General features: G+C 64.4%; 12 protein-coding genes. 3 read left to right on the forward strand and 9 right to left on the reverse strand.

The genetic code is table 11. From position 1 onward, the window contains the following. Positions 1–355: 355 nt before the first annotated feature. Positions 356–1,882 (reverse strand): IMP dehydrogenase, encoded by a 1,527-nt coding sequence (gene guaB / locus L1F31_RS13890; protein ID WP_265417865.1) that lies wholly within the window; start codon positions 1,880–1,882, stop codon positions 356–358. Positions 1,883–2,053: 171 nt separating this feature from the next. Between guaB and L1F31_RS13895 the strand changes: the two genes are divergently transcribed. After that, positions 2,054–2,368 carry a hypothetical protein gene (locus tag L1F31_RS13895; RefSeq protein WP_265417866.1) on the forward strand — a complete coding sequence of 105 codons (315 nt, stop codon included), beginning with the start codon at positions 2,054–2,056 and terminating at the stop codon, positions 2,366–2,368. A 68-nt stretch (positions 2,369–2,436) separates the two neighbouring features. Here the strand turns inward: L1F31_RS13895 and L1F31_RS13900 are convergent, their stop codons facing one another. Together L1F31_RS13900 and L1F31_RS13905 are read right to left on the reverse strand one after the other, a co-directional pair. Then, positions 2,437–3,099, reverse strand: a complete 663-nt coding sequence (locus tag L1F31_RS13900; RefSeq protein ID WP_265417867.1) for a GntR family transcriptional regulator — start codon at positions 3,097–3,099, stop codon at positions 2,437–2,439. Positions 3,100–3,108: 9 nt separating this feature from the next. Then, on the reverse strand, positions 3,109–4,158 hold the full coding sequence (locus L1F31_RS13905; protein WP_265417868.1) for a pseudouridine synthase: 1,050 nt from the start codon (positions 4,156–4,158) through the stop codon (positions 3,109–3,111). Positions 4,159–4,313: 155 nt separating this feature from the next. On the opposite strand from L1F31_RS13905, the gene L1F31_RS13910 reads away from it, so the two are divergent. After that, the gene (locus L1F31_RS13910; RefSeq protein WP_265417869.1) at positions 4,314–4,766 is read left to right on the forward strand and encodes a hypothetical protein; all 453 of its coding nucleotides are present in this window, start codon (positions 4,314–4,316) and stop codon (positions 4,764–4,766) included. Positions 4,767–4,898: 132 nt separating this feature from the next. On the opposite strand, the gene L1F31_RS13915 is transcribed toward L1F31_RS13910, so the two are convergent. From L1F31_RS13915 to L1F31_RS13925, 3 genes are all read right to left on the reverse strand, one after another. After that, a complete protein-coding gene (locus tag L1F31_RS13915; protein WP_265417870.1) occupies positions 4,899–5,576 on the reverse strand; it encodes a DUF1707 SHOCT-like domain-containing protein in 678 nt (225 codons plus the stop codon). A gap of 75 nt (positions 5,577–5,651) precedes the next feature. After that, entirely contained in the window at positions 5,652–7,073 is a 1,422-nt protein-coding gene (locus L1F31_RS13920; protein ID WP_265417871.1) for an FtsX-like permease family protein, read from the reverse strand. Next, positions 7,070–7,846: an ABC transporter ATP-binding protein gene (locus L1F31_RS13925; protein ID WP_265417872.1), complete on the reverse strand. Its 777-nt coding sequence runs from the start codon at positions 7,844–7,846 to the stop codon at positions 7,070–7,072. The genes L1F31_RS13920 and L1F31_RS13925 overlap by 4 nt, the downstream gene beginning before the upstream one ends. A gap of 201 nt (positions 7,847–8,047) precedes the next feature. Between L1F31_RS13925 and L1F31_RS13930 the strand changes: the two genes are divergently transcribed. Further along, positions 8,048–8,452, forward strand: coding sequence for an SRPBCC family protein (locus L1F31_RS13930; protein WP_265417873.1), 405 nt, complete (start codon positions 8,048–8,050; stop codon positions 8,450–8,452). A gap of 51 nt (positions 8,453–8,503) precedes the next feature. On the opposite strand, the gene L1F31_RS13935 is transcribed toward L1F31_RS13930, so the two are convergent. The 3 genes from L1F31_RS13935 to groES all read right to left on the reverse strand — a co-directional run bounded on the left by L1F31_RS13935 (position 8,504) and on the right by groES (position 12,232). Next, complete coding sequence (locus tag L1F31_RS13935; RefSeq protein WP_265417874.1) at positions 8,504–10,132, reverse strand: polysaccharide pyruvyl transferase family protein; 1,629 nt, start codon at positions 10,130–10,132, stop codon at positions 8,504–8,506. A 177-nt stretch (positions 10,133–10,309) separates the two neighbouring features. Then, positions 10,310–11,902, reverse strand: a complete 1,593-nt coding sequence (groL, locus tag L1F31_RS13940; RefSeq protein WP_265417875.1) for a chaperonin GroEL — start codon at positions 11,900–11,902, stop codon at positions 10,310–10,312. A 36-nt stretch (positions 11,903–11,938) separates the two neighbouring features. Further along, positions 11,939–12,232, reverse strand: a complete 294-nt coding sequence (gene groES / locus L1F31_RS13945) for a co-chaperone GroES (RefSeq protein WP_039209993.1) — start codon at positions 12,230–12,232, stop codon at positions 11,939–11,941. Positions 12,233–12,361 lie beyond the last annotated feature (129 nt).

Genomic DNA, 12,361 nt, shown 5'->3' on the forward strand with positions numbered 1-12,361 from the left:
CGCATTAGGGAAACCTACCCTAACTTTCTGGGTTTCCGAAGAGCCTATCTTCGAAGTCGTCAACTACGGACGTCGCCACCTCACCTGGGTCGACGCACTGCCTCCCCAGCGATGAAGCGGCAAGGGCGCTGTTCGCACTACGGGTGCATCATGTCGAAATGCGCCGAGTGGTCTTCGTCACAAGAGGGTGTGTTGTCCAACATCGTGAGACGTTCCGGGGTGACCGTGGTGCTTCGCTGAGCATCGAGTCCCGGACCCCCGCATGCAGAAAGCCGCAATCCCTGCGTAGATGCAGGAACTGCGGCTGAGTCCGAGGAAGGAACCCCACAGTCGTGTCAGAGAGTGCCCAAGGGCCTCACTTCACGACGTAGTTCGGGGCTTCGACGGTCATCTGGATGTCGTGCGGGTGGCTTTCCTTCAGACCCGCAGTGGTCAGGCGGACGAATTTGCCCTTGGCCTTGAGATCGTCGATGGTGCGTGCGCCGACGTAGAACATCGTCTGGCGCAGGCCTCCGGTGAGCTGGTGCGCGACCTGTTTGAGGTGACCGCGGTAGGCGACTCGGCCTTCGATGCCTTCGGGGATGAGGTCGGTATCGGTGGCGATATCGGCCTGGAAGTAGCGGTCCTTCGAGTACGACTTGCCCTTGCGTGGAGCCATCGCGCCCAGGGATCCCATGCCGCGGTAGGCCTTGTACTGCTTGCCGTTGACGAAGATGAGTTCGCCCGGTGACTCGTTGCAGCCGGCCAGCAGGGAGCCGAGCATAACGGTATCGGCACCGGCGACCAGGGCCTTGCCGATGTCACCGGAGTACTGGAGGCCACCGTCGGCGATGACCGGGACACCGGCGGCGCGAGCGGCCTGAGCGGCGAGGTGGACGGCGGTGACCTGCGGGACGCCGACACCGGCAACGACGCGGGTGGTGCAGATCGACCCGGGGCCCACGCCGACCTTGACGGCGTCGACTCCGGCGTCGACGAGCGCCTGCGCGCCCTCCTTCGTCGCAACGTTGCCGCCGATGATCTGGACGTTCGCGAACGCCGGATCGGACTTGATCTTCCGGATCATGTCCGTGACGCCCCGGGCGTGACCGTTCGCGGTGTCGACGACGAGAACGTCGACGCCCGCCTCGGCGAGCATTCCGGCACGCTCGTAGGCGTCGCCGTAGAAGCCGACGGCCGCACCCACGCGCAGGCGACCTTCGTCGTCCTTCGTGGCCAACGGGTATTCCTCGGTCTTGACGAAGTCCTTGACGGTGATGAGGCCCTTAATGACGTTGTTGTCATCGACCAGGGGCAGCTTCTCGACCTTGTGCTCGGCGAGCAGTTCGAAGGCCTTCTCGGCCGCGACGCCGACGGGCGCGGTGACCAGCGGCATCTTCGTCATGGTCTCGGCGACGGTGCGGGTGGGGAATTCGCTGCGGGTGACAAAGCGCAGGTCGCGGTTGGTCACGATGCCCACGAGCACGTTGTTCTCATCGACAACCGGCAGGCCGGAGATGCGGTACTTGCCGCAGATCTCGTCGAGCTCTTCCAGCGTCTTGTCCGCGGTGATCGTCAGCGGGTCGTTGATCATGCCGGATTCGGAGCGCTTGACGTAGTCGACCTGGTCGGCCTGGTCTTCGGCGGAGAGGTTGCGGTGGATGATGCCGAGGCCGCCGATGCGGGCCATGGCGATGGCCATCCGGGATTCGGTCACGGTGTCCATGGCCGCGGAGACGAGCGGGATATTGAGCTCAATCTCCTTGGTCAGGCGCGTGGTGGTCGAGGCTTCGGAGGGGATGACATCGGTGTCGCCTGGCAGGAGGAGGACATCGTCATACGTGAGTCCCGTGAGGGAGAACGGATCGTTTGCGGCCTGTGATTCCTGCTCAGGGTTTCCCATGAAGACAGCCTTTCGACGCGAAGATGAGGTGGCTCAATGCTATCGGAGCGAGAGAGTTGACCGCTATGGGTTCAAGCACCGAGCACTGTGAGACTGGCTACACAGGCACTTGCGCTGAAATCAGCACGTCGACGTGCCTCGCACTGGATTCCGGTCCAGTAGCCTGGATCCATGATCAAGACGCCGGAGATCCGCATGTTTCCCAGCCACGGACGTCGCTGGCCGCTCTGGGGCGACGTGGAGCATGACGAACTGTGCCTCAAACCCTCTGACCTCGATCTTTCCGATGAGCTCACTCTGAACCTTCGAGCGCTACATGACTTCTGGGAACGCCATGACACCGGCCTCTGGACCACTCCGACAGCAACGGGGTGGGACACAAACGAGAATATGCGAGTGTGGGAGCTGGCCGAGGCCGAAGCGAGGCGCCAACTGGTCGATGAGGTCGCTCAGTACGGCATCACTGTCGAGCACAGAGACGACTGACTCCGTCTCGCGGTCCACGCCGCACTTGCTCAACGGCTCAGATCGCTGCAGCCCGAAAGCTCCCGAACCTACCGCCCCTCCCCCACGGACCTGGCCAGGTCGAGGGTTGAGGCTTCGGAGTCGTCGAGGTGGATGCGCAGCAGGCCCTCGGCACCCTGCCGGTCGCCGGACTTCATCTTCTCGAGGATGTCTCGGTGCGGGTTGGCCCAGTGCGAGTGGTACTTGCCCGGCTCCGGCGACCGCGAGAACGTCGTCGACAGCCGGGCCATGAGATTGAGGTAGAACTCGTCGAGCAGCGGGGAGCCCAGCAGACCGACGATGGCCCGGTGGAACGAGGCCGAATGTTCCTGTGCGTCGGTCCAGGTCTCATTCTTCGGTGCGGTCTCGGCGCGGACGACGGAGGCTTCGACGGCGGCCATCGCCTCGTCGGTGGCGTCCTGGGATTCCTGGACGGCGCGGATCTCGAAAACTCGACGCGCACGGTAGAGGTCTTTGAGTTCGTCGAGGCCGAAGGTGGACACGAAGAATCCGCGGTTGGGCTCTTGGGTGAGCAGCCCGGCGTGGCGCAGCAGGCTCAGAGATTCGCGGGCAGTGTTGCGCGAAACGTTGAATTCCTTGGCCAGGGCACCGTCGCGGACGGGGCTTCCCGCGGGGTATTCACCGTTGGTGATGCGGGTGCGGACAAGGGCGACGATCGCCTCTGACGTGCAGCCGGGGGAACGTGGACTCATGACACCAGGCTACCGTGTCCCGCCTGATTCGGCGCTGAATGCGGTCGGATCGAGCTCGAGCCCGGTGCTGAAATGGCGGGGTTCACCTGTCAGTGGATCGTCGAAGGCGATCTCCGCGGCCAGCAGCTGCAGCGGTGAGCTGAAGTCGTATGGATCCGGTGCGATGTCGACCGGATAGACCGGATCGCCGAGGATGGGCAGCCCGAGCGCGTTCATGTGCACTCGCAGCTGGTGGGTCTTGCCCGTGAACGGTTCGAGTTCGTATTCGGCAACCCCTCGCCGAGGCGGCCCGACCGTATTCGTCGACCGACCGGGCCCCTCCCCCGCGGGCACTCCCGCGGTGCAGTCCGTCGGTCCCCCATCTACGGCGGAGGTGCGGAGCAACCGGATCCGGCTGATCGCGTTCGCCTCCCCCTCGACCTCGAGGACCTGCCGTCCACCGACGGGCTTGATCAGGCGAGATCTCCGCTCAAGCGGAAACTCCATGTCTGACGGTGGTGCCGACGCCAGGGCCCGGTAGGTCTTGTCGACCTTGCGATCTTGGAACAGACGCTGATAACGGCCGCGGGTCTCGGTGCGTTTGGACAGGACGAGGAGGCCTGCGGTGATCCGGTCGAGACGATGGATGGCGACGAGATCGGGTTGGTCGAGGTCGACACGCAGCCGGGTGACGACACATTCGCGGACGAATCGGCCGTTCGGGGTGCTGGCGAGGAAATGAGGTTTGTCGACGACGAGGAGGTCGTCGTCCTCGAAGACGATGCCGACTTCGAACGGGATCCGCTCTTCGGGCGGGACCGGGCGATGGAAGAAGTAGAACCCGCCGGGGATGACCGGATCGTCCCAGGCGACGGGCAGGCCCGCCTCGTCGCGCATGTCCCCATCGGTCAGCAGCGCCCGTCGGGATTCGGGGGCCGCCTCAGGGAACTCGGTTTCGAGCCAGGCCCCGATCGTGGCGGGAACGGGCAGATGATTCTTCGCGTGGGTGGCCTTCCCACCTGGGGCGCGCAGGGCGGTCGCCGAGATTCCCTCTCGAGGCGGAAGCGGGCTGCGGGGCATTGGCCCAGTCTATGCGGTGCCGCCTTCGGTCCGGTCGCGGATGTGCAGGCGCACAACCGCACGAGGTCTGCCGCAAACCGCAGATTGATGGCGGATTCCGCAAAACTCCGAGACGCCTTCGATTTCCCGACGAATGAGCACCTATGGTGGGATACATGGACCGCACCGAGCTCACGCAGGACTTCCTCTGCGAGAAGGTCGTCACGCCGATCGTTCTCGCGATGTTCGCCAATTATGAGTGGGACAGTATCGCGATGCTCCACGACCCCGATGACGATCGTCGTCTCATCGCGAGGGTCGTCGTCGCCGGTGAAGCTGTCGAAGTCCTCCTCGATTTCCCGGGCAACGAGGAGAGCCTCTATGACATGCAGGAGCGGCTCTTCGACGAGTTCAGGGCATTCATCGACCGGTCCGAATTCGGTGCGCGTCGCACTCCGGACTGGCAGGCCGATACGTTCAATGCCGAACGCACTCCGGCCGCGGTGACCCGCACTCCCCGACCGGACTTCTTGGCCCCGTCGGAGTGCACGAAGCGTCGCCTCCGCTACAAGGGCCGGGTCATGCGCGTCGACCGCCGCCGCTGCGTCTCCGCTCACCGTCGCAGCTGAGGTCAGGAACTCTGTACGGCGCCGCCGGCCTGTGCCGCGTCATTCGCAGGAGCAGGATCTGCAGCGGCGGAACCTGGCTGCGCATCTGATTGCGGCTCCTCGCTGCTCTGGTGCCCATTCAGTGAGCTGCACTCACTTCCTCAGCCTGCGTCGTTGTCGGAAGTTCGGGCCCCGTGCGATGAATGCCCCCGACCCGATGCTGCCGCGGACTCGGATGGTGGGGTGCCCTTCCTGCGCGGTCTCATTGGCCTTGAACGTGGTGACGGAGATCGGGCTTCGTGCGAGACCAGTGGAGTCGACTCCCCAGCTGTCGGGCACGATGAGCTTGAGGGTGCCGGTGCGGGCCGCGACGTCGATGTCGATGATCTCGAGGTCGGTGATCACTTCGAGGAAGTTGAGTTCGAGCAGCACTCCCGCGGGTTCGCAGCGCAGATACGGTTTGACCGGCCAGCGACCCTGCCTGGTGAGGCCTGTCCACGGCGAGCGCAGGACCTCGCGGTTGCCGGGTAACTCTCCTGCGTGGGTTTCTGGTGTCACACCCTCCCGTGCTCCGCTGAGCTCGATCGTTGAACGCTCCGATGGCAGCTCTGTGACGATGTCAGCGAGGACGCGATCAAGGTCGTCGGGGAATCGCGCGATGGCAATGAGTTCCATGCGGTCATCGAGTTCCTCGACAGTGATCCGTCCTTCGCCGGCCGCGGTCCTCAGGACCTCGATGGCGGCATCGCGTTCGACGTCGCCGATGCGCAGGCGGTTGCCTGCGCGGTCACGGTCGTCACGGCAGTCAGGTTCGCCATCGTCCTCAGGCACGTTCGTCTCCCCTCCGCGGAAGTCCCGACACTACCAGTTCCGCCTCAGCGAGGACCGTCCCGCGGTCCCCGAACTTCACACGGTCTCGAGGGCCTGGACGGGGCTGATCGACGTCGCCGCACGGGCGGGTTCGCGGCTGGCGGCGAAGACGGCGGCTGTGCTTCCGAGGACGGCGGCGACGATGACCCACCACGGCACGGACGGGGCGAAGAATCCCAGCAGGGGCGACAGCAGCGTCAGCGCGCCGAACCAGCCGTAGACGATGCCCAGCGGAACGGCGACCACGCATGCCGTCACGCTCAGCTGCAGACCTTCGGCGGCGATCATGCGGCGCACGCGCTTCGGGGTCTGGCCGAGCGCCATGAGCAGGCCGATCTCCTGGGTGCGCTGCCGCACGGAGAGCATGAGGGTGTTCGCGACGCCGATGACGGCGATGACCACGGAGAAGAGGATGAGGCCGAGGAAGAAGAGCATCGTCTTGTCGATCACCGACGCGAGCACGTCTTCCATGCCGCCCCAGCCCTCGGCACCGAGCGAGTGCGCGTAGTCCAGCATCTGGTTGCGGAATGTGGTCATCGCGGTGGCGAACATGACGATGAGGGTGATGCCGATGACCAGCCCGATGACGGTGCGGGCATTGCGCGTGGGGTGGCGGGCGATCGTCGTTGCCGCCAGACGGGCGACCGCGGTGCGCCCAAGCAGTCGGCCGACGAGCCCTTGGATCGGCGGCAGGATCCACGGGTGACCGACGACGATGCCGACGAAGGTGAGCACCGAGCCGAGCGCGACGATGAAGACGCCCATGATGCTCACCCGGTGATCATAGGCACCGACGGCTGTGCTGATGAGGAACGTGAGCCCCATGGACAGCAGGACGAGGGTGGCAGCCAGCTCGCCCAGCGAGGCGCGGGCATCCTCCGGCCGACGCTCGACCGCCTGCGAGGTCGCTTCGATCGGCGAGATCCCCGTGATCCGACGCGCCCCCAGATACGCCGACAGCCAGGTCACGACGATGGTGGCAAACGCGGGAACGGCCATGAGCGGCGTGATGAGGGCGACGGGCTCGCTGATCCGCTCGCCGAGGTAGCGCAGAGTCGCCTGCGCCAGAGCGGTCGACGCGGCGAAGGCGAGGACGGCGGAGGGAAAGGAGATGAGCAGGCCCTCCACCGAGGCGGCCCGTCGCAGCCGTTTCGAGGACGCCCCGATGAGGCGAAGCAGGGCCAGCTGACGGCTGCGGCCGGCGATGATGATCGAAAAGGTATTGGCGATGACGAGCGCTGAGACGAAGAGTGCGATGAGGAAGAAAGTGAACCCAACGACCCGGAGCAGGTTCTGCGCATTGTCGGATTCGGCGACCATCCTCTCCGCGGACAGCCATGCCGTGAGAATGGCGATGCCCTGCATGATTGCGGTGCCGAAGAGGGCGGCGATGAAGACGACGAGGACACTGGGAAAGAACTGCCGAGGATTGGATCGGATCTCACGCAGCGGGTTCATCGGTTCACCACAGAGTCGGCGCGTTCGTCGAGTTCGAGCATCACCTGCGCGATCGCTTCGGCGGTGATCCCCTCGTTGAGCTCGGTGACCGGTGTGCCATCGGCGATGAAGATGACGCGGTCAGCGTGGGCGGCGACGATCGGGTCGTGGGTGACGAGGACGATCGATTGGCCGAACTCGGCGACAGCCTCGGTGAGGATCGACATGACTTCGCGCCCCGATCTGGCGTCGAGGTTGCCGGTCGGCTCATCGGCGAAGAGGATGTCGGGGCGGGTCGCGAGTGCCCGCGCGATGGCGGTGCGCTGCTGCTGACCGCCGGAGAGTTCGTTGGGCCGGTGCTTGAGTCGGTCCGCGAGGCCGAGCCGCCCGACGATGGTGGAGATCCAGGCGCGTTCCTCGGCGTTCGGCTTGCGGTCGTCGAGTTCGAACGGCAGCCGGACGTTCTCTTTGACGCTGAGAGTCGGCACGAGGTTGAACGCTTGGAAGACGAACCCGATCCGACGCCTGCGCAGGGCGGTGAGCTCATCGTCGGACAGACCGGTGATCTTCCTTTCGCCGAGGTGGACGGTCCCGGAAGTGGGGCGGTCGAGTCCTGCGAGGACGTGCATGAGGGTCGACTTGCCTGAGCCGGAGGGTCCCATCACTGCGGTGAGTCGGGCCGGTGCGATATCGAGGCTGACCTGATTGAGCGCGGTGACCGCGGCACCGGAGGAGTCGAAGACCTTCGAGACCTCACGGAGTCGGGCGATGGGCATCGGCAGGCCGGTAGTCATGGTGTCCCTCTAGCGTCGGTGCTATCTGTCTATTCCAGACTAACGACCATCGGCAGTCATCAACATGAAAACTGACTGACCAGTAGGTGAGAGGCACCTGGGCGGTGGGGTGGCTGCTCGCTGTCTGCGTTCTTCAGCCGCCCATCTCCTTGGGACCGCCCGTCCCTGTCGCCGCGGCTCGTGATGTGGTCCACTGAAGACATGACGCACCCTGCGCTCCATCTCTCCACACCCATCGACGCCTCCCCCGCCGAGGTCATCGCGTTCGCCGGTCATCCCGCGAACCTCCCGGCCTGGGCGGCAGGCCTGAGCAACGGCATCCGCGAGGAAGCGGGACGGTGGATCACGGATTCCCCGATGGGCGAGGTCGAGGTCCGGTTCGGCCCGCACGTCGATCTCGGCATCCTCGATCACGATGTGCTCTTCCCCGACGGAACCGTGGTGCACAATCCGCTGCGCGTGCTTGCCAACGACACCGGCGCCGAGGTGGTCTTCACGCTCTTCCGTCTGCCGGGTGTCGATGACGCCGAGTTCGATCGGGACGCTGCCATGGTCCGTGCCGATCTCGAGCGCCTGCGTTCCCGGCTCGAGGGCAACGCGGCGTGAGACTCACCGCGCGTAAGCTCTGGGCCGGCGTGGCCGCCTCGGTGAGGGTGTTTACTCAATGGCTCCTGCAGGAGCCTGCGACCATTTCGTCTTGCGGACCGATTTCGAGGAGAGCTCACCAATGTGGCGAACAGCGGCCTTTGCGCCCCGTCGCACTCCACGTTTGAACTTCCGCTGCCAGCCGCGGACTCTGCGTGCCGCCCTGACCGAGAGCATGCTGTCCTGCCGTTCGTGCCTGGCATTGCTGACTTCCAATGCTTGCGTTACTTCCTTCGCCTTCTGCCGGGCCACGGCCAGCTGACGGTCACGTTTGGCTAGGAGCAGCCCGTACTCCTCAATTGCCGAGAGTCGAGCACGATTGGCGCTCGGCGCGGAGTCGAACCGATTGGCCAATTCGTCGGCATGGAAGAACCCGGGGGCAGGAACGGACGAGGCACTGGGTTTCTCACCCGAGTCAACGCCGATGGTGTGAGCGACGACGAAATCCCACCACTCTGCGTGCTCAGCACGACGACGTGCGGAGCTGTCCTTGAGCGCGGCTCTGAATTCATCGCGAGACTGCGACACCCCGACACCGGTCCGAACGATATCGTCGACCGACTCCACGGGCAGAACAAACTGTTCCATCCCGACGTTTTCTGCGGCTCCGCGCATACGGATGGAGGAGTAGAGATTGGGCACGAGCGAGATGAAGGGAACGCCGGCAGCTCCAGCGAAGATTCCGGCGTGATAGCGCGTGCCGATGACGAACTCCGCTTCCTCCGTGAGCGCGACGAGCTCACGCGCGGTGAGCATCCTCGTGGATATGACATTGCTGCGGCTGACCTCAGCGACAATTTGATCGTTGGTCAGTTGATCTCGGGTCGGCGCCGCCGGCGGCAGTCCCCCACCGTGGGGGACGAGGAGTAATGTGAGTCCGGTCTCCTCGCTCAGCTGCCGAGTGATGTCGACCAGATGCGCATGATAGTCCGCGTCCGAGAGCACCGGTGAGGACGCCTTCTCCGCAAAGCTCGCAACAATGAATGGCTCTTTCACGAGATCGGCGACGGCGTGACGATCCTCATCACGTGCCTCGAGCGAGAACGCGTCATCGACCTGTCTGCGAATGACGGCGCGCTTGCCTCCGACTTCTTTGGCGAAGCGCGTAGTGTAGCTTTCTCTGCTGCCGAGGAACTCCGCGTCGGCGAGGAACTCGTACACGAGCTTGCGATCCTCGTCGTAGATGAGCGGTCCTAGCGTCTGACTGGTCAGAGCGTATGGTTTTCCGAAGAGCTTGGCCAGACGACCCAGGGTCACGCGTTCGTAGATGTGATGAGCGAACATTGAGTTGAGGTTGCCGCCGCCAGCGATGAGGACGGCATCCGAATCTCGGATCGCTTCGATCACAGTACGTGCGGGATCGTTCGGTCTCAGACCCCCGCGGGCACCGTCCGATTCGGCGAAGGCGAGAACACGTTCCATCCGTGCGAGGTTCGGTTCCCTCTCGCGCTTGAAGCCGATGCGGGCGATGGTATCGACGCCGTACATCTCCGCCGCGTGCTGCGGGTCGCCGGCAATCAAGGTGATCTCGACCTCAGTGCGATCGCGCAACGCATCGATGGCGAGTTCGGTCATCGCCTCATCGCCGAGGTGGTAGAACCGACTCCAACCGACATCGCCGATCATCGTAATGCGTTTCATGTCTCCCTAGAATCTCCGCGAACCGTGTGCGAGGCGAGGCCTCCGCGACAGATTAGTGCCACGATGCCTCGGGAAGATGAATCGCACACTACGACCAAGTGAATGCACGAGTGGCCCGGAACATGCTGTTCCGGGCCACTTGTGTGGTTCAGAGTCGACTCAGATCGAGCGGATCGCTCAGTCCTCGTCCTCCTCTTCCTTCTTCTCGACGACCAGGGTCTCGGTGGTGAGAACCAGGGCGGCGATCGAAGCGGCGTTGCGCAGCGCCGAGCGGGTGACCTTGACGGGGTCGATGATTCCGGCGCCGATGAGGTCGCCGTATTCACCGGTCGAGGCGTTGTAGCCCTGGCCGGACTCGAGGTCCTGCACCTTGGCGACGACGACGAAACCGTCCTGGCCGGCGTTGGCAGCGATCCAACGCAGCGGCTGGACGACGCCGCGCTTGACGATGTCAGCACCGGTGAGTGCATCCCCGGTCAGACCGAGGTCGTTGCCGTCGAGGACCTTCGCAGCGTGGATCAGAGCCGATCCGCCGCCGGCGACGACGCCCTCTTCGATGGCGGCACGGGTTGCGGACACAGCGTCTTCGACGCGGTGCTTGCGCTCCTTGAGCTCCACCTCGGTGGCGGCGCCGACCTTGATGACGGCGACTCCGCCGGAGAGCTTGGCCAAGCGCTCCTGCAGCTTCTCGCGGTCCCAGTCCGAGTCGGTGTTCTCGACCTCGGCGCGGATCTGGGCGACACGACCGGCAACAGCATCATCGGCACCGGCACCATCGATGATGGTGGTGTTGTCCTTGGTGACGGTGATTGTGCGGGCGTTGCCGAGCTCCTCCAGGGTGACCTGGTCGAGCTTCATGCCCATGTCCGGGGTGACGACCTGGCCACCGGTGAGGACGGCGAGGTCCTCGAGGATGGCCTTGCGGCGGTCACCGAATCCGGGAGCCTTGACCGCGGCGACGTTGATGATGCCGCGCAGCTTGTTGACGACCAGGGTCGACAGCGCTTCACCCTCGATGTCCTCAGCGATGATGAACAGCGGCTTGCCGGCCTGCTGCACCTTCTCGAGGACGGGCAGGAGCTCCTGGATGTTGGAGATCTTGCCCTGGTTGATGAGGATGAGAGCGTCAGAGAGCACAGCTTCCTGACGATCGGCATCGGTCACGAAGTGCGGCGACAGGAAGCCCTTGTCGAACTGCATACCTTCGGTGATCTCGAGCTCGACGGACGCGGCCTGCGACTCGTCGATCGTGATGACGCCGTCCTTGCCGACCTTGTCGAAGGCATCGGCGATGAGCTTGCCGATCTCCGGCGACTGAGCCGACAGTCCGGCGACGTGTGCGATCTCCGAGGAGTCGGCGACGTCGCGGGCGATGGTGCCCAGCTGCTCGGAGACAGCCTCGACTGCGGTCTCGATGCCGCGCTTGAGCTGTCCGGGAGCGGCGCCTGCTGCGACGTTGCGCAGTCCTTCGTTGACGAAGGCCTGAGCGAGAACGGTCGCGGTGGTGGTTCCGTCACCGGCGATGTCGTTGGTCTTGGTGGCGACTTCCTTGGCCAGCTGTGCGCCGAGGTTCTCGTACGGGTCGTCGACCTCGACCTCACGAGCGATGGTCACACCGTCGTTCGTGATCGTGGGAGCGCCCCACTTCTTGTCGAGCACGACGTTGCGGCCCTTGGGTCCCAGCGTCACCTTGACGGTGTCGGCCAGGGTGTTGACACCCTTTTCGAGTGCACGACGAGCTTCGTCGTTGAATTCCAGAGTCTTAGGCATTCGTCCTCCTGTCTGTGAAGTAGTTGTTCAGGGGATTCAGCCGATGACTGCGAGCACGTCGCGAGCCGAAAGCACGAGGAACTCTTCGCCTGCGTACTTGACTTCGGTGCCTCCGTACTTGGAGTAGATGACCTTGTCGCCGACGGCGACGTCGACCGGCACGCGGTTTCCGTTATCAGCAACGCGGCCGGGGCCCACTGCGACAACTTCGCCTTCCTGAGGCTTTTCCTTGGCGGTTTCGGGAATGACCAGACCACTGGCGGTAGTCTGCTCTGCTTCGACCTGACGGATGACAATCCGATCTTCGAGTGGCTTGATGGAGACCGACATTTCGGGCTCTCTCCCTTCGCTGGGTTCTATTTCATCGAGTCAGACGGCGGCTGCTGCCATGAACCTCTCGTCGTCGCGGGTGCCGAGCGATTCGACCGTCTCATGAAACTGGCACTCAATGAGTGCTAG

Origin of the sequence: Brevibacterium spongiae (assembly GCF_026168515.1) — a bacterium.
GTDB classification, from domain to species: Bacteria; Actinomycetota; Actinomycetes; order Actinomycetales; family Brevibacteriaceae; genus Brevibacterium; species Brevibacterium spongiae.